A 21,988-nucleotide genomic window follows, 5' to 3' on the forward strand; every position below is an offset into this window, starting at 1 on the left:
ACAGTGAACCATTTCTATAAAAAGAAATGGTTCATATATTTTATAAACTCGCTCACACTAATGATGAACGAGGTGAAGAAATTGGAAATAGTCTTAGATTCATTAAAGGTAATAGGAAGGATTGTGACAATCTTGCCTTTGCTTTTATTTGTGACATTATTAATGGGAAAGCGATCTGTTGGAGAACTCCCTGTGTTTGACTTTTTAGTAGTGATGACAATTGGAGCAGTAGTAGGAGCAGATATTGCTGATCCTAATATTGAGCATATTCATACAGGTGTAGCTATTATAGCAATTGCATTGTTACAAACAAGTGTAGCAAAATTGAAAATTAAAAATCGAACAATCGGAAATAAAATAACATTTGAACCGACTGTTATCATTTATAAAGGACAATTTATTGTGGAACAGATGAATAAAATTGAATATTCAGTCGATAATCTACTGCAAATGTTGCGCTCACATGAAGTATACTTTTTAGAAGAGGTAGAACTAGCAATCATTGAAGGCAATGGGGAGATGTCAATTAAAAAGAAACCTGTATTAAACCCTGATACATTACGTTTAAAAGGAAGCTTTGAATTACCGGCTATCATTGATGGAAAAGTAAATAAAGATGTTCTCAATTACTTTCATGTAACAGAAGGTTGGCTATTGAGAGAGTTAGAACGTTTACATATTCAACAAGTAGAAGCTGTTTTTTATTGTGGAATGGATGAGACCAAACATCTTCATATTAGTTTAAAGCAGGTAAAAGCAATGATGATCCCTCCATTCAATCATTAAACCATACATATAAAAGAAAGGTTACGTTTTTTGACTGGCTTTTAGTTCATGGTATCGTTCGAGTGCTCTTGCTCTTGCTGCTTTATGTTCAACAATGGGAAATGGATAAGTCTCTCCTAACTGAATTCCTGCTTCATTTAAAACGTTTTGAGGAGTTTCCCATGGTTTGTGAATGTAAGTATTGGGTAGATTTCGTAATTCTGGTACCCACATTTTAATGTATTCAGCATCATGATCAAATTTCTCAGATTGAGTGATTGGATTAAAGATGCGAAAGTAAGGGGCTGCATCTGCTCCAGATCCAGCAATCCATTGCCAGCCAAGTGTATTATTCGCTAAATCTGCATCAACGAGTGTATCCCAAAACCATTGAGCACCTTCTTTCCAATGAATAAGCAAGTGCTTTACAAGGAACGAGCTTGTCACCATTCGAACTCGGTTGTGCATAAAGCCTGTTTGCCATAGCTGCCTCATTCCTGCGTCCACAAGAGGATAACCCGTCTGTCCTTTTTTCCATGCGTTAAAATGTTTTTCATGCTTTTCCCATTTAAAATTTGTAAACAGCGGATTTAATGAACTCACTGTGGTGTCTGGGAAATGATAAAGCAAGTGATAAGCAAAGTCCCGCCATACAAGCTGCCGAAGAAATTGTTCAGATTGACGTTGAAAAGAAGCTGAATGCATGGTTTGTGCCTTTTTTAAAAGATAATGGTAAAGTACACGTGGTGACAATTGTCCAAATGCAAAATAGGGTGAAAGAGATGAATGAATGGACTTTGCAGGAAAATCTCGTCCTGATTCATAGCTCATCATCTTTTGTTTTAAAAATTGCTTGAAGAGCGAAATTCCCCCATTTTCAGTGGCGTTCCATGTTTTTTCTATTGTATGGGTCCAATTAATGGTAGGAAGCAATTTTAAGTCCGAAACAGATTCTGTATACACGTCTCGTTCAATCTTAGAAAATTGGGTGATTTTTGGAACAGGATTAGAAACGAGCTGTTTTTGAGTTGCTTTGTAATATGCAGTGAACACCTTATAAGGATTTCCATTTTTTTGTGCGATCTCCCATGGTTCATGTAAAAGGTGAGCATTAAAGGTTTTTACATCTAGCTTTTTAGAGGAGGTCATCCGTTCAATTTGTTGATCTTTTTCTACTATATGAGGCTCGTATCGCCTGTTCCAATAAATAGCTTTTGGCTTGATTTCATGAATGAGCTCATGAAGTTGTGACCATGTATCTCCGTAGCGAATAATAAGCTTCCCACCTAACTTGTGAATGGAGCTTTCGAAATCAGATAAAGCTTGATGAAGCCACCACTTGCTAGCGCCGCCTAGTGACCATTCTCTCTCGTAGTCCTCGTCATAAATATAAACAGGAACCGCAATTCCGTCTTTTAAAGCATGAAATAATGCTGGGTTATCAACAAGGCGTAGGTCTTTTCTTATCCATACAAGAATAGGCTCCCCCATTATCTAATTCTCCTTTCTGTGACACGTTTTATCATATTGCCTGATTATAAAAAAGACTTCTCTTTTAAACAACTTTTAATAGGTTCATACGCTTATATAGCCTATTTTATCTCGGACGAATTCCTAATCAAAAGCCCAATGAATATCGTAAATTGTATGAATAAATGGGAGGAGCTCTAAAATGAATAGACATGTTCAACAAATGAATCAATCGGAACAACGATGTCCGAGTTGTGGAGGTCAAATGCCAATGATGGGCGGACCAGGGATGATGCCAGGTCAAATGCCAATGATGGGTGGACCAGGGATGATGCCAGGTCAAATACCAATGATGGGTGGACCAGGGATGATGCCAGGTCAAATGACGATGATGGGTGGACCAGGGATGATGCCAGGTCAAATGCCAATGATGGGTGGACCAGGAATGATGCCAGGTCAAATGCCGATGATGAACGGTCAAGAGATGATGCAGGGTCAAATGCCAATGATGAACGGTCAAGAGATGATGCAGAATCAAATGCCAATGATGAACGGTCAAGAGATGATGCAGAATCAAATGCCGATGATGAACGGTCAAGAAATGATGCAGAATCAAATGCCGATGATGAACGGTCAAGAAATGATGCAGAATCAAATGCCAATGATGAACGGTCAAGAGATGATGCAGAATCAAATGCCGATGATGACGCCAAATGAATGGATGAATAGTCAAATGCAAGCAACAAACGGCAAAAAAAATCGAAAATCGCGTCTATTTAAATAATATACATTAAGAATCATCTTATTTTAGGAAGGATTTCTCATGGTTTTCTAGTTTCTAGAGGATGAGAAGTCCTTTTTGGCTTGGTAAATATGCGCATGGAATTTTGGCGTTTTATCGCTATAATGATGAAAAAAGAAATCAGTAACTATGCGTATAAAAGATGAAAGGATGTTTTTATGATAGTAGAAATCATGGCCACTACATTAGAAGATGCCCAAATTGCGAAAGAAAGCGGAGCAGATCGTATTCGACTTGTAGTAGGAATTGAATCAGGTGGCTTAACACCAAGTTATGGATTAATTGAACAAGTAAAAAAGAAGGTAAATATTCCGCTACATGTTATGATTCGACCTCATAATCAATCGTTTCAATATAATGAATGCGATGTCCAAACTATGATAAGAGATATAGAAGTTGTAAAAGATATAGGGGTAGATGGCATTGTGATAGGGTGCTTAAACAAAGATAAAGAGATTGATGAACGTGTTCTACAGCTGTTGTTACATAAAGCTAAAGGATTAGACATTACGTTTAATGAAGCATTTGATCAATTGAAAGATCAAGAAAAAGGGCTTGAGACATTAGTGAAATATAATCAAATTACAAGGGTGTGTACGTCTGGTGCTGATAAAAGCGCATTAAATGGGATTCCACAAATTAAAAAAATGAAGAGGAGATTGAAAGGGACCACTCTTCAAATTTTAGGGATAAAAGGGCTAAAGCCAGAAAATTTACACGCCTTCTTATCTGTGACAAATGTAAATGAAGTGAGCATTGGCGCAGGTGTGCGTGTAAACTGCCAATATACACAACCTTTAAATTCAAAAAGTGTGGAGGAAGCTAAAAAGATAGTAAGTAAATTTAAGTAAAATGAAGTGGACCTTGTCAAAAGTGAGCTTTATTTTCTCTTCGTGTTTATGGAGATTGAGGGGTGGAATTTCCTTTTTTCGGACAACCTTATATAAAAGAAAAGTTCGTGATATGTTGGAAGAAAGGGTGGTGTAGTTAGTATGTCATATATGATTGGTGTGGATATTGGAACAACCAGTACGAAGGCAGTACTATTTACATTTGATGGGAAAGTAAAGGCTATGCATCACGTAGAATATCCGCTGTATACACCAGACGCATTCACAGCAGAGCAAAATCCAGATGAAATCTTCGCAGCTGTATTATCTACAATTAAGCAAGTAGTGGAAACGAGCAAATTAAAAAAAGAAGAAGTAAGATTTATATCGTTCAGTTCAGCTATGCATAGTTTACTTGTAGTTGATAAGCATGGTAAACCGCTTACAAATTGTATGACGTGGGCTGATAAACGAGCAGCCCGGTATGCTGAGGTCTTAAACGAAAAGGGACTTGCAACTCCTATCTATCGCCGCACTGGAACACCTGTGCATGCGATGTCACCTCTCATAAAATTAATGTGGCTGAACGAAGAGAAAAAACAGCTAGTAAATCGTGCTCATAAGTTTATTTCCATTAAGGAGTATGTGTTCTATAAGCTATTTGGTCAATACATTGTTGACTACTCAATCGCTTCAGCAACAGGAATGTTGAATATAAAAACATTAAATTGGGACGAAGAGGCTTTGGAGGTTGCAGGAGTTCAAATTCATCAATTATCCACAATCGTTCCTACGACGCATTATGTAACAGGAATTGATGAATCCATTGCTAAGATGTTAGGCGTGTTACAAGATATCCCTTTTATAATAGGCGCAAGTGATGGTGTTCTTTCTAACCTTGGATTGGATGCCATTAAAAAAGGTGTTGTGGCAGTTACAATTGGAACAAGTGGTGCCATTCGAACAGTGACTGACCAACCAGTGATTGATGAAAAGGGGCGAACCTTTTGTTATGTATTAACGGATCAATACTGGGTGGTGGGCGGATCTGTTAATAATGGTGGAATGATCTTACAATGGGTGAAAGAAGAATTTGGGCATAGTGAAAAAGAGGTGGCTAAAAGGTTAGGTGTTAGTGTGTATGATTTCATGACACAAATAGCAAACACCGTAAAACCAGGGTCAGAAGGGTTGTTTTTTCATCCTTATTTGTCAGGTGAACGTGCCCCTTTATGGAACGCAGATGCAAGAGGCTCATTTATCGGATTATCACTACATCATAAAAAAGAACATATGATTCGAGCGGTATTAGAAGGAATCATGTACAATCTTTATACGGTTTTACAACCGATAGAAGAGATTATTGGAACACCGATAGAAGTAAAAGCTTCTGGAGGATTTGCTCGCTCAGACATTTGGCGGCAAATGATGGCGGACATTTTTAATGTAAAAGTAACCATCCCAGAAAGTGTTGAAAGTTCTTGTCTTGGAGCAGCGGTTCTAGGTTTGTATGGATTAAAGATGGTTGATTCATTAGAAGCTGTAAGTGAAATGGTTGGGAACATAAATGAACATACTCCCATATCGGAACATGTAGAGGTCTATGAAAAGATGTTACCTGTATATATGAATTTAATGGAAGCTTTGCAACCTCATTATCGACAAATTGCTTCTTTAACCCTGAGCAAATAAAGGGCATAAATAAGAAAAGTTAATTATAATGGATACAATCATATAAATGGAGGGTTATCACATGAAACAAATTACATCAGAAGAACAGTTTTATGAGCAAATTAAATCAGATGAAGTGAGCATCGGGATTTTTACGACAACATGGTGTCCAGATTGCAAACGTCTAGATATGTTTATTAATGAAATTATTGAAGAAAACAATGATAAAAAATGGTTCAAAGTAGATCGTGACGAGCTAGAAAAAATCTCAGACGAAAACAATGTCATGGGTATCCCCTCATTGCTTGTTTATAAAAATGGAGAAAAACTAGCACATCTTCATAGCGCAAATGCAAAAACACCAGAAGCCGTGCGCGAGTTTTTAAATGATTTTCAAAAGTAAAAACTAAAAGTCAAACATCTCTTGCCTTTCAATCGTCATTATAAATAGATAGGCAGGAGATGTTTGATGAAACCATCTTCTTTTCATTGTCTGTTACCTTGCTTTTTTACGACAAAAAAAGCTCGGTATCATACCAAGCCCTCTATACATTCACCCCTACTTGTATCATATGCTGACTTACAGCTATATGATGCTGTTACTATACCACTGAAATGTTGTAAAAAACACCTCTTTGTTAGAACACCTCTCATTGAATATTGTTTTTAAGACATTATCAGCTTTGTTTGTCTAAAAAAGGTCATGTAGATTTATTTTGAGCAGTCATGTATACTTATTACGATTATAACTAAATAGTAATGCAATAAGGTCCCAAAGAGCATTATTGGGTGAAAAGGGAAGTTTGGTGAAAGTCCAACACGGTCCCGCCACTGTAAAGCGTGAGATTAGCTACAAAACCACTGTCATATAGATGGGAAGGGATAGCTTAATCGTTTGAAGCGTAAGTCAGGAGACCTGCCTTATTGTTGGTTGTTCCACCTTCGCGGAGAGGTGAAGCATATAGCGAGAAGTCGTTTCATTGTTGTTAAATGAAGACTTAATACAATGGTTGTACTATACATAAGAGGTAACGACTTAATCTATAGAGGTTGTCTACTTTGTAACAGACCATCACTTTGTAAACATCGCATGCTTCCCGTTTTCATTCGGATGTAAGATGTTTACGACTAAAAGGATGCCTGTTATAACGTGAGACAGCCTCTTTTTGTATATCACCCCCGCTGACCGTGGAATAGCCATCTCATTACTCACTTATGAAGGGGGAACAGAACATGAAAAAATGGCTACTGTCTTTGATTGCTGCGTTATTACTCTTTTCGCTAGCCGCTTGTGGTAATCAAGATCAGACAAATGAAAGTAACAAAAAGGAAGAAGGACAGGAAGAATTAGTACAAGATGGTTTTCCGTTAACATTAAAAGATGCAAGAGACAAAGAAGTTACTCTTGAAAAAGAACCAAAACAAATTATTTCACTCATGCCGAGTAATACGGAAATTTTGTTTGAATTAGGATTGAATGAAGAGATAGCGGGCGTTACAAACTTTGATAATTATCCAGAAGAAGCAACAAAGAAAGAAAAAGTGGGCGACATGAATGTTAACACAGAAAAGGTTATTTCGTTAAATCCAGATTTAGTGTTAGCACATGCGTCGAGCATGGGAGCATCGCCAGAAGCCTTCCAACAAATTGAAAATGCAGGCATTCCTTTGTTTGTCGTAAAAGATGCGACTAATTTTGAAAGTGTCTATGAGACTATTTCCAATATCGGTACGTTAACAGGTCAAATAGAGGAAGCTGATCAATTAATTAAAGCAATGAAAGACGAAGTGGAAGCGATTTCAGTGAAAGGTCAAGCGATTGCGAAAGAAGATCAAAAGTCTGTATGGGTTGAAGTATCGCCAGCACCTGACATTTATACAACAGGTAAAGGAACTTTCATGGATGAAATGCTCTCGCTTATTGGTGCGAAAAATGTAGCTGATAGTGAAGATGGATGGGTACAAATTTCAGAAGAAAAAGCGGTACAATTTAATCCAGATGTGATTATTACAACCTATGGCTATTATACAGAAAATGCAACTGAACAAGTGATGAATCGACCAGCGTGGAAAGACGTAACAGCCGTTAAAGAAAAGGCAGTTGTTGACGTTAACTCAGATACAGTGACACGATCAGGTCCACGCTTAGTAGAAGGTTTACAAGAATTAGCAAAAGCTGTTTATCCGGAGGTGTACAAATAAGAAGATGAAGGACCATATTCCGGTAAAGATTAAAAAAGGAATAGGTCCTTTTTTAAATCTTTTATTAGTTGAACAAGATCATTTGCTCATGATGAAAACGAGTGAGCCGTTTGCTTGCTATAGTTCAGGTCTTCTTGGCGCAGGTGTTTGTAGAACAAATACGTTTTATAATCGGTTTGTTCACAAAGATTACGCTTGCAATCATCCCATTGAGGAGTATCGTCATTACTTGAAAAGTCGTGAGTTAGTATTTGAAGGTGTCGTTGGTTTAATGACCGCGGTGCCGTTAAAAAATCGCATTTTGTATACATATGAATATGACAATCTAACTATCATTTCTGTGATCACGGCAGGAGTAGGAAATGCGGTTGATATTACATCAGATGAGCTTACGCCATTCTCCGTAAATCCAGGAACCATTAATATGTTTTTCTTTATCGATGGCTGGCTAAGCGAAGCTGCTTTTTTGCAAGTGTTTATTGCCGCTACGGAAGCTAAAACGAAAACGCTAGGAGCTCTCAACGTACGAGACCCAAATACCAATAGTATCGCAACAGGCACATCAACGGATAGTATTTGTGTAGCAGCTCGTCAAAAAGGGCACAGGTATGAATATGCAGGCTCTATGACGGCTTTAGGTCAAGGGATTGCTAAGTTAGTGAAAATAAGCTTAGACGATGCACTACGTGAAAGGGTGAAAAAATAATGGAAATCACAATGTTTATCACCGTCCATCTCATTGCAGTGATTTTAGCACTCATACTTGATTTCTTTATTGGGGACCCTGAAAATTGGCCGCATCCTGTTCGTTGGTTTGGGTCATGGATTGCGTTTTTAGACAAGCATGTGAATAAAGGGAAATTAAAAAAAGAAAAAGGATTGATCGTTGTCTTATCAATGGGCGTGTGGACACTTATTTTCGTCGGTTTACTAGTGTACGTTTGTTATCAGTTTCATATTTTAATTGGTATAGTAGTAGAAGCAATCATCATTTCTACAACAATTGCTTCCAATTCATTGGCACAGGCAGCGGTTAAAGTAGGAAGTCCTTTAAAAGAAAGAGACATAGAAGCAGCTCGTTATGAAGTGAGTATGATTGTTGGAAGAGACACGGAACGACTGCCTGAAAGTGAAATTGTACGAGCCACTGTCGAAACAGTAGCAGAGAATACAAGCGATGGCATTACAGCTCCTTTATTTTACGCGTTTATTGGAGGAGCTCCGTTTGCTTTATTTTATCGAGCCATTAATACATGTGATTCAATGGTAGGTTATAAAAATGAACGTTATGAAAAGTTCGGTTACTTCAGTGCCAAAGTAGATGATGTGTTAAATTATATTCCAAGTCGAATTACAGCTGTCATGATGATTTTGGCCAATCTTCAAAACAGTCATTATACGTACTCACATATTTGGCATATTGTGAAGCGAGATGCGAGAAAACATCCTAGCCCAAACAGTGGGTTTGGTGAAAGTGCAGTAGCAGCATTGTTAGGTGTTCAGCTTGGCGGACTTAATACGTATAAAGGTGTTGTATCAAACCGTGCTAAGATGGGTGATCCGTTACGAGAGTTAACGGTTTTGGATATAGAAGAAGTAGTGCTCATTATGAGAAGAACGATTTTTGCATTTACCATGCTATTTATGATGATTGGAGGTATGTGTATTGCGTTTACCATCACATGGGGCTAATCCTCAAAAACTATTGCGGGCGCTACATACACCACAACAAGCGAACCTGCTAGATTTTAGTGTCAATACGAATCCACTAGGTATGCCAAGTTCTTTTGAGTATTGGTGGAAGGATGTAAAAAAGGATGCGTTTATGTATCCAGATCCAGAAGTAACAGAGCTAACCGAAAAGATTGCGTTCCATTTAAATGTTCCTTTACAAGAAGTTCTCGTTACAAATGGGGCAGCCGAAGCATTTTTTCTTATTGCATCTTTATTTTCTCACAAGAAGGTAGGAATCATCGAACCAACATTTGTTGAATATGAGCAAGCTTCTTATGCCTATGAATGCGAAGTAACAAAAATTCAGTTAGATGAGACGAACGGTTGGCAATGGAGCATTCAACAAGTATTACCCTTCATTGAAAACGTTGATTTACTTTGGATCTGCCACCCTAATAATCCAACGGGAGTCATGTACAGTCAATCTGAATGGGAACAAGTCTTAAAGAAAGCTAAAGACCACAACACAGTTATTGTGATAGACGAAGCGTTTATTGATTTTGTTGAGCAAGCCGTTTCATTTGTACCGTTTATTAAAAAAGGATATCCAGTTATCATCGTTCGTTCAATGACAAAAATGTATAGCATTGCAGGTATTCGATTAGGCTATACTCTTGCTTCAAAGACACTTATTCAGAAATTAAAAGAAAAGCAGCCACATTGGAGTGTTAATGGTATTGCTCAACAAATTGGCATAGCTTGCTTAGATGAGGAAGCTTTTGTGAAAGAAACAATTTCTGTGGTTTCAAAGGAGCGTAATTGGGTGTTCGCTCAACTAGATACGTTACACCTTACATACTCACCATCAGTTACAAATTATTACTTATGTAAAATTCCTGATGGATGGAAAGGGCGAGAGTGGTTAATGTATTTAGCATCAGAAGGTATTGTAGCACGACATACAGAGAACTTTAATGGGCTAGATGGTCGGTACATACGTTTAGCAATTAAAACTCGTTCGGAGAATGAAAAGTTAATAGACGTGATAAAGAAAGGACTTCAGATAAAATGTTAATTTTTATTAGTGGAGGGGTAAGGAGTGGTAAATCTAGCGTAGCGGAGCAGTTGACGGTAGCGGGGAATGTTCAGGCTGATCGTTGTCTTTATATTGCGACAAGTCGAATTACGGATAATGAGATGAAAGAACGAATAAGGAATCATCAAGTAGCAAGGGAGACAGCGGCACTTAGCTGGATTACCTATGAGCGACCAACCGATGTCGGTAGTCTCATACATAAATGCGAACGAGATGATGTTGTTTTACTAGATTGTTTAACTAATTGGTTAGCGAATGAATTATTTTCTGAAGGAATGAACTGGGAAAGTAAGCGAGAGCAGAATCAATTAGTAGAAGAGATGATAGATAGTGTCCTACGGCTACGTGATCATGTAACGAAACTTGTGATTGTTTCAAATGATTTGTTTGAAGCAGGTGTGACAGATGGTGCAACGTATATTTATATGAAACTACTTGGTACGCTTCATCAACGGATTGTAGCGAAGTCAGACATTGCTTTATCTGTAGAAGCAGGTGTTGTTTCTTATAAAAAAGGAAAGGGCCTTTTCACATGAAAGAAGTATTTATGATTACAAGAATGGCCATTCAATTTTTTACAGTTCTTCCTGTTGCTAAAACGATTGAGTGGACAGAGAGACGAACGGCTAAAACAATTTTTTACCTACCGTTACTAGGAATAGTTATTGCATGTATGTTCTTTTACACAATGAATGTGTTCGCAAATTTGCAAATGAGCACTAGTGTCGTTAGTTTACTACTAATTTTAGTTCCTATCGTATTTACGGGTGGATTGCATGTAGATGGGTATATGGATGTGAGTGATGCTTACTTTTCGAGGCAATCAAAAGAAGCGAAATTACATATATTAAGTGACCCTCATGTGGGATCTTTTGCAATTCTATCACTCCTTTTTTTACTAGGGCTACGTTGGATGAGTATCCATGAGCTTCTTACTTATTCGGAAATCACGATGTGGAACGTGATTCTTATTTTTTCACTACCTAGGTTAGTTGGCGGCTGGCTATTAATCATAGAAAAGCCTGCCAAAGAAACTGGATTAGCAGCTTATTTTCAACGTGGTGTAACAAAGCACATCATTCGCTTATATGTATGTATGAGCATATTATTACTTGCAGCTCTTTTCTTTATGATTGACAATAAACTTGTTTTCCTTGCGTATGGTTTATTCACTGTCGGATTTATTCGTTTTATTCGAGTGAACTTTGGAGGCATAACCGGTGATGTAATTGGAACCTCTATTGAAGGGGGTGAGACTTTTTTATGGATCACTCTTTGGTTATTACATGTATTCGTCATGGGTTAACAGCAGCAAACCGAGAAAAGCGATACATTGGGTGGACCGATGTCTCATTGTGTCAAGATGGAATGGATTCACTTAAAAGCTCGCAATTGTTAATTGATAGACCTGACATCATTATAAGTAGTGATTTAATAAGGTGTGTTGAAACAACAAAGCTATTATTTCCTGGGATATCCTATAGCCCCTCATCTAGTTGGCGAGAAATAAATTTTGGTGCCTGGGAGCTTCGAACATATGAAGATTTAAAGGAAAAGCCTCATTATCAAAACTGGTTAAATGATCCATTTAATGTTTCTCCAATACAAGGAGAGTCATTTTATGAATTTTCCATTCGTATTTGGCAGGCTTGGGATGAATTGATTCATTTATTGATGAGTAGAAAGTATCGCCATGCTGTAATCGTTACACATGGAGGGCCTCTTCGTTTATTAGCTTCAACATTTGTACCAGATCGACCGCATTTTTGGGAGTGGTCGTTTCATTTTGGTGAAGGATGTACATTTTTTCATACAGAACAAACAGCAAGGGAGAGACGGTCATGCATTTCATATTCGGAGGTGCGTTTAACGGAAAAAGAAAATGGGTGAAAGAGCGTTATCATGATGCATTTTGGTGCTCGGCTTATCGTGGTGACAAGTTAGTTATGAATTCTCGCCATAATGTGATGGTGATAGAAGGAATTGAGCAATATATTAAGGAATCTATAGAAGAGGGAATGACGATTGAAGAAGTTCGTCGTGCATTTCAAACGATTGTAACAGATTGGTTGTTGTTAGAAGCTTCAGGGCATCAAGTTGTGATTATAGGTACCGAAATCGGGAAAGGAATTGTACCTATGAATCCACAAGACCGTGCTTGGCGAGATTCTTGTGGTTATGTGTATCAACATATCGTTAAAAACGCTCATATCGTTGATCATATTTGGTATGGAGTATCGAATCGATTAAAGGGGGAACAAGAATGAATATCTATACTAAAACAGGTGATAAAGGAAAAACGAGTTTAATTGGAGGGCGTGTACATAAAGATGATAGTCGTGTGGAAGCGTATGGTACGATTGATGAGTTAAATAGCTTTGTTGGTCAAGCTATTCATCAATTAGACAATCAGTTGTTCCAAGACTTGAAGCAAGAGCTTGTTACGATTCAGCATGAATTATTTGATTGTGGAAGTGACCTAGCGTTTGCACGTGAAGATCATCCTTACAAAGTAAATGGTGAGATGATTCAAGTGTTAGAAAATCGCGTTGATATTTATATGAAGGAAGCTCCACCAATTGAGCGCTTTATTTTACCTGGAGGAACACCAGCAGCGTCGACACTTCACATTTGCCGCACAATCACAAGGAGAGCGGAAAGATTAGTTGTAACGGTGATGCAACAGCATAAAATTAATGAATCGGTTCTTCAATATTTAAATCGATTATCAGACTATTTTTTTGCGGCAGCTCGTGTGGCGAATGCGCGTGAACAAATAAGTGATGTCGAATACATCCGTAGTGCCAAAGTTTTTCGTTCTGCTCAAAAGAAAAATGATGAGCAAGCGTGATGTACTGTTTACACCACTCACCGAGTGTGAGGAACTCGTTTTTGCCGTAGACAATGTTGGGGCAATTGGAGAGAAAGAGCAAGATGCTGTTTTGGTATCTTATGAAACAGTTGCTTATTACAGTTTACGAGTAGCGATGATGGAGGTTCTCAGTGTTGGAGCAATGCCAACATGTGTTGTTGTAGCCAACTTTAACGACACAAATGCATGGGAACAATATGAGAAAGCATTACACCGTATTTGCGGTGAACTTCATTTGACGACGATTCAGCTAGTAGGAAGTAGTGAGACAAATTTTAGTCTTCTTCAATCAGCAGCTAGTTTTACAGTCGTTGGGGTGGTAAAAAAGCGAAGCAAACGAATAGGCAAAACGCCGATGGGGGCAAAACTAGCAGTAGTCGGTTACCCATTAGTTGGAGAAGATGTACTATTGCGTCAAGAAGAGATGATTTCATTACAGCAATTTTATACGCTATTACACCATGAAAATGTGTATGAGATTGTTCCAGTTGGATCAAAAGGAATTCAGCATGAAATTGATTTACTGCACACATTAAATGGGTGGGAGCAGCAGTTGTATTCAGCCTCGCTCTCGCTTGAGCAATCAGCTGGACCTGCTACTTGTGTTCTTATTTCTTATGAGGAACCTTATGAGCAACAATTAAAGAGCTTATTTCATCACATCTTTTATCCATTGAAACAAGAAAAGGCATAGCAATAGCTATGCCTTTTGAAGTGTGTGAAACATAGAAATTTCGGCTTCTGAAATAAAAGGATTGTAAATACAAGGATAATCATCATATAATGAGAGTTGTTCAAATGAGATAGAGAGAAAAGAGGTCGGGTGTATGAAACAAGAATCAATGAATCAAGCGCAGCAAGCAGGAATTGTCTATACAGCCAGTGCCTATATGATGTGGGGCGTTTTTCCTTTATATTGGAAGCTATTAGATCAAGTACCTGCAGATGAGATCTTAGCCCACCGTGTCATTTGGTCATTTGCTTTTATGATGATCTTGCTATATACGAGTCGACAGTTGCATAATTTCAAAGAAACATTTAAAGAGCTGATGAAAAAACCAAAGCAAATCATGGCGTTGCTAGCGGCGTCTGTTTTAATTAGTCTTAACTGGTTTATTTATATTTGGGCTGTCAATAATGATCATATTATTGAAGCGAGTCTAGGGTATTATATTAATCCGCTTGTGAGTATCTTGCTTGGAATTGTTGTATTAAAAGAAAAATTAAATTTCTGGCAAGGGATCTCGGTGTTATTAGCTGCAGTTGGCGTGTTGTTTTTAACGATGCAGTACGGCCAATTTCCTTGGATATCTATTTTACTAGCGTTGAGCTTTGGGATTTATGGATTAGTGAAAAAATTAATGAATATGGATGCAAAAATTGGTTTAACATTTGAGACATTGATGGTTACACCAGTTGCGCTTATTTACTTCCTTTTATTAATGGCTAAAGGAACATCGAGTTTTGGAACGGCTTCAATACTTGATACATTGCTATTAATTGGTGGAGGAGTAGCTACAGCTATGCCGCTTTTATACTTTGCAAAGGGTGCAAAACTCATTCCGTTATCAATGGTTGGTTTTTTACAATATATTGCACCAACGATTACGTTATTTTTAGGAGTTTTTGTTTTTCATGAACATTTTACAAAGGTACATATGGTGGCGTTTTTGTTCATTTGGGGAGGTTCAATTGTTTTTGCGCTTTCTAAAACACGCTTCATGGTATCTCATCAACCTAAGTTACGAAAAAGTCGATCGGTTGGAATGTAAAAGATAAGCCTTCTCGTTATTCGAGAGGGCTTTTTTGATTTTTAAATTTTGCAACTTTTTGTTTGATTTCATGATCTAACTGCTTCAAGCTCTGTTTTCCAGATGTCATAGCATATAGAACAAATAAAAGAATGATAAATTGAAATAAATTGAACGAACCTGCTTCAATATAGTCGTAGATTCCTAGTCCTACTAAGAAAACCTCACCTGCTAAAAATAGAATAACCGGTACTATGCTTAGTTGATAAAGTTGAAACCAATAGCGTAATAGTAAAAATACAGCTGTACAAATAAAAAAGAAAAGTTCGCTTCCGATAAAAAAGAACCATTTATACTCTAAAATCATCTTCATTTGTATCCCCGCTTTCTTCACTTCTTCTATGTTACATGATTTTTATTCATTTACATAGAGAGTTTAGTAAGCAAATAGGAGGGATATTAATATTTCTTTTGGAAGTGTGCGTTTAACTGTCCTTTTAACATTTTGTTGCGGATATCTTTTGTTTTCTGAAGTTCATCTCTCTTCGCAAGTTCAGATCGAATTTCATGTGTTTGAACCCCTTCCTCAATTTGATCGGCAATATCCATTAAGCGTTCAACGTCTGAAAACGAATATTTGCGAATTCCTGTGTCTGTACGATCAGGAAAAAGAAGCTGGCGCTTTTCATAATAGCGAATTTGTCTTTCGGATAGGCCAGTTAGTTCTTTTACAATTCCAATGGACATTACTTTTTTGTCACGATATGAAGATTCATTCGTTGTCAAAATTCCTCACCCCTTGAGAAAAGTCATGTTCTATCTTTTATTATAAATGATAATTCTGAAAAATAATTACGTATGTAAAGTATTCTAACATATAATGTTAGAAAAGATAATATTTATGTGAGATTATATGACATAAAACATGAAAGAAAAGTGATGACTCTTTATAATAAAAGAAAAAGGTGAGTTGAAAGGAAGAATAAAGATGGGAATATCAAAAGTGGAACAACAGCAAGTAATTGAATTAGCCAAGCAAATCATTGAATTAGATTTAAAAAGAGATGAGAAATGGGAAGCATTAAGCCATATGGCTGGTAGGAATGCTCATGAAATCTTACGAAAAGTTCAAAATGGAATGTAAGTGATATACGAAAGCCCCTTTTCTACTAACATCCAGTACATGGATTCAGTCAGTAGAAAAGGGGCTTTGTTGACTATGGTTATAAATTTCGGCGCTGCTCGCTGTTTATAAAGTATGTGCTTACTCAGTAGAAACTGGTGTAAAACAAGCGCCTTTTAGAAAAGAGGGGTTGACTTAAAGATATATAAGGCAACCTTCTTAAGTTATGACTGCTCTTCTAATTGCTGTAGCTGTTTTTTCATTTCATCGTGCTGTAAGTTTTCTCCTATAAATACGAGCACACTTGGGAACTTCATGAGTTCTTTCATATAAAGAGGCATGCCGTATGAATATTGAAACAGGTATGTTTCTTTCGAGTGCGTGAAGCGCATATAGCCTTTAATGCGGTAAATCGTATCAGGCATGTTCCTAAGCCAATTTTCAAATTGATCAACATCGACTGGATTTTTAAACTCATGAACAAACGTTTTTAAATGCAAGTGATCATGAACATGAGTTTGTTCATGTTGTCCTTTTTTTCTTAATTGTGCATTTCTCAATAATTCCATGTTCACGCTAGCGTGAGTCGTTAATAAGCTAGTGGCCTCGTTATTAATAGATTGAACATCGAATAATAATGAAGCTTTTTCACTTTCTGATAGCTCATCTGTTTTGTTGAGTAAAATGATATCTGCATGACGAACTTGTTCTTGTAAAAGCTTTTGTAATTGAAGACTTAATGAATGACGGTCTTTCCATCTTTTTGCATCGATAAGGGTTACAATGGCTTTTACGCTAATTTCATTTGCAAAAAGAGGAGACATGCATGCATCTAATACTTCAATTGGGTGAGCGACACCTGTTGTTTCAATATAAATAGAATCTAATTCATGCTCTTGTAAAAGAGAGTGAAGGTGTGTTTCAAATTGGCCTTGAATTGTACAACATACACATCCATTTAATAACTCTTTTAAAGGAGTATCTTCTTGTACGGCATTCGAATCGACGGACACCTCTCCTAATTCGTTCATAATGACAGCAACTTTACGCTGTTCATCTCTTTCTTGCTGTAAAATATTTTTAAGTAATGTTGTTTTTCCACTACCTAAAAACCCGGATAAAATATATACTTCCGTCTTTTTCATATGTACACTCCGTTCAGTTTTCATCTAATAAGAATTGTTACGGCTTATCATACCATCACATGTTTTTTCAATCAACATATGTATTATAACAAGTTCAGTTGCCTGTTCCATAGAAACGAGCAATTATTGAAAAGATTGATATTGTATGTGGTAAAATAAAGAGAAATGATTTGTTAGGGGGAGAGGGCGTGCGTATTTTAGTATTAGGAGCGGGTGGTGTTGGTGGCTACTTCGGTGGACGCTTATTAGAAAAAGGGGAAGATGTAACATTTCTAGTAAGAAAAAAACGCCAGCAGCAACTTGCTGAGAATGGTTTAGTCATTAAAAGTATTCATGGAGATGTGAAACTAACACCAAAAACGATTACAACAGAGGATAAGGTAGAAACATTTGACCTTGTCATCTTCTCAACAAAAGCTTATCATCTAGAAGCTTCTATGAAAGATGTAAAAGCATTTGTTGGAGAAGATACAATTATTTTACCGTTGTTAAACGGGATGAATCACGTAAAAAAGATACAAGATTATTTTGGTGAAGAACGTGTTCTTGGTGGTCTATGCTTCATTGAAACAACACTAGGAGATAAGGGAGAAGTCGTTCAAACGAGTCCAATTCATGAAGTTGTGTTTGGTGAGTTTTCAAACGAGCATACAAATCGAATTCGACGAGTAAACGAAGTGCTTCAAGGAACAAAAGCATCTTTTCGCCTAAGTGACTTTATTTTAAGAGATATGTGGCATAAATATTTATTTATTACAGTCTTATCGGGCGTGACTACGTTAATGAGGTCACCGATTGGTCCTATTCGAGAAGTGGAAAATGGAGAAAGTATAATTAGACAAGTATTTAACGAAGTAGCTGAAGTTATGCATGCAGTGGGTGCACCGCTTTCAGAAGATATTGTCGATAAACATATGAACACGGTTAAGAAAATGACGTATACAATGAAATCATCCATGCAACGTGATATGGAAAAAGGTTTTTTCATTGAAGGTGAACATTTGCAAGGTTACTTAGTTCAAAAAGCGAAGAAACACGATATACATACGCCATTATTAAACTTAATTTATCAAAACTTAAAGGTATATGAAGAGAGACATAGTAAGAAGGAGCTTTCGTAAAAAAATCTAACAGTAGGGAAATGACGAATCGCCATAATTGATAGCTAGAGGATGTTGTGGGTGTGTCAAATCAAGCGTCTTTTGCTCATTTTGACACACTCCTTTTTATTGTAACTCATTAATGATTCGTGGAAGAATAATAATCGAAAGAGCGCATAATGAACTGACAATATGATGCATCTCAAAAATACCAATGATAAATAACATGATGGACATGTATAATTGCAGGCCTTTTAAAATCCATGTTTTTTTTTCGAAGAAGAAGTCGCTTAATACAAACAAAAGAAAGATTGTTGCGCTACTAACAATAATCGCTTTATTAGAGAGTACGTGGCTCTGCATCACGGTAAAAAGAAGAATGAAAAAAAGTACAATGGCAAAACATTTCATAACAATACATATAGTTTGTTTCTTCACTTTAACACCTGCGCTATTTAAAAGTCTTAGTTTTATTGCGTTATTGATAATAAGTTTATTTTATAGTATTATTTCGTATTCTTAAAGAAAAATGGGAGAGTGCTAACAAGAATTTAACATGTTTATAATAAGTTTACAAACTATATGGACATAAGTTTTAGGGGAAGGAGTTTCTTCTCCTATACAATAAGTCTGTATGTTCTGAAGTAGACGAGTTAGAACGAAATAGAAAGGATTTGAACGCTTGAAAGAAACATTACTGTTAATAGATGGTTTTAACTTACTAAGTAGGTGTTATTTTGCTACTTCTTATGGGAGAGAGGAAGTAGACCTTCCGAGGAATAGTCAAGGTTTGTATATTAATGCTTTAAAAGTAACGCTTCAAAAAATTTTACAATTAAGTCGACAGTATGCAACGACACATATAGTCGTAGCTTGGGATGTAAAACGAAATGAAACGAAGCGCAGAGACATTTATAGTGATTATAAAGGAACAAGAGGTGAGTTGCCTGATCCGCTTATTCAACAATATGAAACGTTGCGTGAATTTTTTGATTGTGTTGGTGTATCGCAAGTGTCGGTTGATTTTTACGAAGCAGATGATGTAATCGGCGTTTTTTCTGCAAGGTGGAGCGAGGAAAAAGAACAAGATTGTTTTATCTACAGTAATGATCGTGACTTATTACAATTATTAAATCAACATGTTTCTCAAATAATAGCGATGAAGCGTATTGGAGAAATCGTGTATACGGCTGATGATTTTCAACATGAATATGATATATCGCCAAAGCAGTGGATTGATGTAAAAGCCCTATTAGGTGATAAAAGCGATAATATTCCTGGTGTACCTGGTGTAGGAGAAAAAGCGGCTTTACCACTTATTCAACAATATGAATCCATTGAAAATCTTTACAAAAACCTCGTTCATTTAGACTCTACATTCAAACGGTATAAAAAGAAGTTGGAAGAAGGCGAAGAATTAGCTTATTTAAGTAAACAGCTCGTGGAGATTGAAACAAACCTGGATATACTAAATAAGATGAGTTGGGAAGAATTGCGTTTTGTTTATGACAGGCAGAGATGGATAGACGAAATTGAACGCTTAGAACTAAATATTATGCTTCCGGCATAATTTCTTGTAAAATAGTTAGCAATAAGAGTGGAAAGGGGCAAGACCTTTGCAACCGATTGAAAAAGAATCAGTTCAACGACAGTTACAAACATTTTTTAATAAAGAAGTATACGTTCATCTGGAGACAACAAATGGTGCCTATGCTTCTCATTTCAATGAGAAGGTAATGACAGTGGGCGCATTTATTCGTAATGCTAAAGTACATATTAAGCAAGGAAAGATTACGGGTGATCATCCATATCGAGTGGGCCTTGAAATGGAGATAGGTTGGGTATATGCAGAAGGATTAACGGATTGGGAATTGAATAATCAAGGTCAGTTATTATTAGCAGGCCATGACTTTGAAGGACGTCTAGCTGTTGCTTTGCAACTTAGCGAAACACCATTCGCATAATTGGAGGAGATTTTACAATGGAAGGACATGTGTTAGTAGTATTTCCGCATCCGGACGATGAAGCGTTCGGTGCCGCTGGTACGATTGCGTTAGCGCGAAAAAAAGGAACGAGTGTCACCTATGCTTGTGGTACATTAGGTGAGATGGGACGCAACATGGGCAGACCGTTATTTGCTAATCGTGAAACGTTACCTCAAATTCGTAAAAAAGAGTTACAAGATGTTTGTCAAGTGTTGGACATTGAAGATCTTCGCATGCTTGGATTACGAGACAAAACGTTAGAATTTCTTAATGTTGAAGAATTTGCAGATCAGATTGGTGCCATTATTGATGAAGTAAAACCAACATACATCATTACACACTACCCTGGCTTTGCTGTACACCCCGATCATAATGCAACAGGAGCAGCAACATTACGAGCAGTTGAGCGTATGCCTGTTGACAAACGACCTGTCGTTCTTTGTCATGCTTTTTCAAATGATCGACTTGAACATATTGGTGAGCCCGATGTAGTCATTGATATTCGTGAAGTAAGGGATATAAAGATTCAAGCCCTTAAAGCTCACCGTTCGCAAACGGAAGGAATGTTAGGCACAGTTGATTTAACAAAAATTGAAGGTAATCCATTTATGACGCGCCTTTTAGAGAAAGAAGAATTTTGGACATATAAGTGGGACGGACAATGATGAAGAAACAACGTGTATTATTGATCGGAGCCGGCCGCATGGCTCAAGCTGTGATTGCTGGCTTGGTTAAGATGAATTCTACGAGTCTAGAACAAATTATTGTTACAAACAACGGAAACAAACAACGTTTGCAATCAGTGACAGACAACTATCATGTAGTTGCTGCTAATAATTGGCGTGATGAAATAAAACAAGTAGATGTGATTGTATTAGCCATGCCTCCTCAAGCACACGATGAGCTATTGAGAGAGCTATCAAGCTATGTGAACGGACAGCTTATTATCACTGTAGCTGCTGGAATTGGTCCATCTTATATGGAGGAGCGGCTACCAGAAGGTACGCCTGTTGCTTGGATTATGCCAAATACAGCGGCAATGATTGGAGAATCGATGTCTCTTTACACAGTGGGAAAATGGGTTAACAGTCAACATCAACTAGTATTAGAACTAGTGTTAAAGGGAATTGGCCAATCACAATTGTGCACAGAAGAGGAAGTTCATCATTTAACAGCTATTACAGGAAGTGCCCCAGCTTTTTTATATTATTTTTCAGAGTCATTAATTGACAGCGCAAAGAAATATGGGGTGGAAGAAGATGTAGCCAAGCAGCTTGTTATTCAGATGATACATGGTTCATCTTTAATGTTAAAAAAAGAAGGAAATCCAACAAGCTTGCGAGAACAAGTAACAACTCCAGGTGGAGCTACAGCAGAAGGATTAAACGTAATGAACAACTATCATTTTTTAAAAATGATGGAAGAAGCAATTGACGCAACCAACAAAAAAGCGATGGGGAAATAGTCTCCATCTCATAAATGAAAATGCGATGTAAGCATTA

Annotated in this window: 27 protein-coding genes and 1 riboswitch; of the genes, 22 read left to right on the forward strand and 5 right to left on the reverse strand. The window is 37.2% G+C overall.

Annotation, left to right across the window (positions count from 1 at the left end):
• Nucleotides 1-72 precede the first annotated feature (72 nt).
• A complete protein-coding gene (locus JOC83_RS04070; protein ID WP_378912482.1) occupies nt 73-786 on the forward strand; it encodes a DUF421 domain-containing protein in 714 nt (237 codons plus the stop codon).
• Between the two features lie 21 nt (nt 787-807).
• Here JOC83_RS04070 and JOC83_RS04075 read toward each other — a convergent pair whose 3' ends face one another.
• Entirely contained in the window at nt 808-2,256 is a 1,449-nt protein-coding gene (locus JOC83_RS04075) for a cryptochrome/photolyase family protein (RefSeq protein WP_205184120.1), read from the reverse strand.
• A 181-nt stretch (nt 2,257-2,437) separates the two neighbouring features.
• On the opposite strand from JOC83_RS04075, the gene JOC83_RS04080 reads away from it, so the two are divergent.
• The 15 genes from JOC83_RS04080 (at nt 2,438) to rarD (ending at nt 15,154) form a co-directional block, all read left to right on the forward strand.
• Nucleotides 2,438-3,019, forward strand: a complete 582-nt coding sequence (locus tag JOC83_RS04080; RefSeq protein ID WP_205184123.1) for a hypothetical protein — start codon at nt 2,438-2,440, stop codon at nt 3,017-3,019.
• A 176-nt stretch (nt 3,020-3,195) separates the two neighbouring features.
• Nucleotides 3,196-3,888, forward strand: a complete 693-nt coding sequence (locus JOC83_RS04085; RefSeq protein WP_205184126.1) for a copper homeostasis protein CutC — start codon at nt 3,196-3,198, stop codon at nt 3,886-3,888.
• Between the two features lie 141 nt (nt 3,889-4,029).
• Nucleotides 4,030-5,559 (forward strand): gluconokinase, encoded by a 1,530-nt coding sequence (gene gntK / locus JOC83_RS04090; RefSeq protein ID WP_378912487.1) that lies wholly within the window; start codon nt 4,030-4,032, stop codon nt 5,557-5,559.
• Nucleotides 5,560-5,620: 61 nt separating this feature from the next.
• The gene (locus tag JOC83_RS04095; RefSeq protein ID WP_205184129.1) at nt 5,621-5,941 is read left to right on the forward strand and encodes a thioredoxin family protein; all 321 of its coding nucleotides are present in this window, start codon (nt 5,621-5,623) and stop codon (nt 5,939-5,941) included.
• 347 nt (nt 5,942-6,288) lie between these two features.
• Nucleotides 6,289-6,476: riboswitch (cobalamin riboswitch) on the forward strand.
• 295 nt (nt 6,477-6,771) lie between these two features.
• Entirely contained in the window at nt 6,772-7,740 is a 969-nt protein-coding gene (locus tag JOC83_RS04100) for an ABC transporter substrate-binding protein (RefSeq protein ID WP_205184132.1), read from the forward strand.
• Nucleotides 7,741-7,744: 4 nt separating this feature from the next.
• A complete protein-coding gene (locus JOC83_RS04105; protein ID WP_239583289.1) occupies nt 7,745-8,446 on the forward strand; it encodes an adenosylcobinamide amidohydrolase in 702 nt (233 codons plus the stop codon).
• Nucleotides 8,446-9,432, forward strand: a complete 987-nt coding sequence (gene cbiB / locus JOC83_RS04110) for an adenosylcobinamide-phosphate synthase CbiB (RefSeq protein ID WP_205184135.1) — start codon at nt 8,446-8,448, stop codon at nt 9,430-9,432. Before JOC83_RS04105 ends, cbiB begins: the two co-directional genes overlap by 1 nt.
• Nucleotides 9,407-10,489 carry a threonine-phosphate decarboxylase CobD gene (gene cobD, locus JOC83_RS04115; protein WP_205184139.1) on the forward strand — a complete coding sequence of 361 codons (1,083 nt, stop codon included), beginning with the start codon at nt 9,407-9,409 and terminating at the stop codon, nt 10,487-10,489. Before cbiB ends, cobD begins: the two co-directional genes overlap by 26 nt.
• Nucleotides 10,483-11,046: a bifunctional adenosylcobinamide kinase/adenosylcobinamide-phosphate guanylyltransferase gene (locus JOC83_RS04120; protein ID WP_205184142.1), complete on the forward strand. Its 564-nt coding sequence runs from the start codon at nt 10,483-10,485 to the stop codon at nt 11,044-11,046. The genes cobD and JOC83_RS04120 overlap by 7 nt, the downstream gene beginning before the upstream one ends.
• Entirely contained in the window at nt 11,043-11,816 is a 774-nt protein-coding gene (locus JOC83_RS04125; RefSeq protein ID WP_205184145.1) for an adenosylcobinamide-GDP ribazoletransferase, read from the forward strand. The genes JOC83_RS04120 and JOC83_RS04125 overlap by 4 nt, the downstream gene beginning before the upstream one ends.
• Nucleotides 11,774-12,400, forward strand: coding sequence for a histidine phosphatase family protein (locus JOC83_RS04130; RefSeq protein ID WP_205184148.1), 627 nt, complete (start codon nt 11,774-11,776; stop codon nt 12,398-12,400). Before JOC83_RS04125 ends, JOC83_RS04130 begins: the two co-directional genes overlap by 43 nt.
• Complete coding sequence (locus JOC83_RS04135; protein ID WP_205184151.1) at nt 12,352-12,777, forward strand: bifunctional adenosylcobinamide kinase/adenosylcobinamide-phosphate guanylyltransferase; 426 nt, start codon at nt 12,352-12,354, stop codon at nt 12,775-12,777. Before JOC83_RS04130 ends, JOC83_RS04135 begins: the two co-directional genes overlap by 49 nt.
• Nucleotides 12,774-13,361 carry a cob(I)yrinic acid a,c-diamide adenosyltransferase gene (locus JOC83_RS04140; protein WP_205184153.1) on the forward strand — a complete coding sequence of 196 codons (588 nt, stop codon included), beginning with the start codon at nt 12,774-12,776 and terminating at the stop codon, nt 13,359-13,361. Before JOC83_RS04135 ends, JOC83_RS04140 begins: the two co-directional genes overlap by 4 nt.
• The gene (locus JOC83_RS04145; protein ID WP_205184155.1) at nt 13,348-14,076 is read left to right on the forward strand and encodes an ATPase; all 729 of its coding nucleotides are present in this window, start codon (nt 13,348-13,350) and stop codon (nt 14,074-14,076) included. The genes JOC83_RS04140 and JOC83_RS04145 overlap by 14 nt, the downstream gene beginning before the upstream one ends.
• 148 nt (nt 14,077-14,224) lie before the next feature.
• Entirely contained in the window at nt 14,225-15,154 is a 930-nt protein-coding gene (gene rarD / locus JOC83_RS04150; RefSeq protein ID WP_205184824.1) for an EamA family transporter RarD, read from the forward strand.
• A gap of 16 nt (nt 15,155-15,170) precedes the next feature.
• Here the strand turns inward: rarD and JOC83_RS04155 are convergent, their stop codons facing one another.
• Both JOC83_RS04155 and JOC83_RS04160 read right to left on the reverse strand, forming a co-directional pair.
• The gene (locus JOC83_RS04155) at nt 15,171-15,506 is read right to left on the reverse strand and encodes a hypothetical protein (RefSeq protein ID WP_205184157.1); all 336 of its coding nucleotides are present in this window, start codon (nt 15,504-15,506) and stop codon (nt 15,171-15,173) included.
• An 86-nt stretch (nt 15,507-15,592) separates the two neighbouring features.
• A complete protein-coding gene (locus tag JOC83_RS04160) occupies nt 15,593-15,919 on the reverse strand; it encodes a MerR family transcriptional regulator (RefSeq protein ID WP_205184159.1) in 327 nt (108 codons plus the stop codon).
• Between the two features lie 217 nt (nt 15,920-16,136).
• On the opposite strand from JOC83_RS04160, the gene JOC83_RS04165 reads away from it, so the two are divergent.
• On the forward strand, nt 16,137-16,277 hold the full coding sequence (locus tag JOC83_RS04165; RefSeq protein ID WP_338038871.1) for a hypothetical protein: 141 nt from the start codon (nt 16,137-16,139) through the stop codon (nt 16,275-16,277).
• Nucleotides 16,278-16,480: 203 nt separating this feature from the next.
• On the opposite strand, the gene JOC83_RS04170 is transcribed toward JOC83_RS04165, so the two are convergent.
• The gene (locus tag JOC83_RS04170) at nt 16,481-17,401 is read right to left on the reverse strand and encodes a CobW family GTP-binding protein (protein ID WP_205184164.1); all 921 of its coding nucleotides are present in this window, start codon (nt 17,399-17,401) and stop codon (nt 16,481-16,483) included.
• 188 nt (nt 17,402-17,589) lie between these two features.
• Here JOC83_RS04170 and panE point away from each other — a divergent pair, with 188 nt between their 5' ends.
• Nucleotides 17,590-18,522: a 2-dehydropantoate 2-reductase gene (gene panE, locus JOC83_RS04175; RefSeq protein ID WP_205184167.1), complete on the forward strand. Its 933-nt coding sequence runs from the start codon at nt 17,590-17,592 to the stop codon at nt 18,520-18,522.
• Nucleotides 18,523-18,627: 105 nt separating this feature from the next.
• On the opposite strand, the gene JOC83_RS04180 is transcribed toward panE, so the two are convergent.
• The gene (locus tag JOC83_RS04180) at nt 18,628-18,939 is read right to left on the reverse strand and encodes a hypothetical protein (RefSeq protein ID WP_338038863.1); all 312 of its coding nucleotides are present in this window, start codon (nt 18,937-18,939) and stop codon (nt 18,628-18,630) included.
• A 244-nt stretch (nt 18,940-19,183) separates the two neighbouring features.
• On the opposite strand from JOC83_RS04180, the gene JOC83_RS04185 reads away from it, so the two are divergent.
• Genes JOC83_RS04185 through proC form a run of 4 tightly spaced genes read left to right on the forward strand, consistent with a single transcriptional unit; the run spans nt 19,184 to nt 21,951 of the window.
• A complete protein-coding gene (locus JOC83_RS04185; RefSeq protein WP_205184170.1) occupies nt 19,184-20,071 on the forward strand; it encodes a 5'-3' exonuclease in 888 nt (295 codons plus the stop codon).
• Between the two features lie 46 nt (nt 20,072-20,117).
• A complete protein-coding gene (locus JOC83_RS04190) occupies nt 20,118-20,465 on the forward strand; it encodes a YojF family protein (RefSeq protein WP_205184173.1) in 348 nt (115 codons plus the stop codon).
• A gap of 17 nt (nt 20,466-20,482) precedes the next feature.
• Nucleotides 20,483-21,151: a bacillithiol biosynthesis deacetylase BshB2 gene (gene bshB2 / locus JOC83_RS04195; protein ID WP_205184175.1), complete on the forward strand. Its 669-nt coding sequence runs from the start codon at nt 20,483-20,485 to the stop codon at nt 21,149-21,151.
• On the forward strand, nt 21,148-21,951 hold the full coding sequence (proC, locus tag JOC83_RS04200) for a pyrroline-5-carboxylate reductase (protein ID WP_205184177.1): 804 nt from the start codon (nt 21,148-21,150) through the stop codon (nt 21,949-21,951). Before bshB2 ends, proC begins: the two co-directional genes overlap by 4 nt.
• Nucleotides 21,952-21,988 lie beyond the last annotated feature (37 nt).

This window comes from Priestia iocasae (assembly GCF_016909075.1).
GTDB classification, from domain to species: domain Bacteria; phylum Bacillota; class Bacilli; order Bacillales; family Bacillaceae_H; genus Priestia; species Priestia iocasae.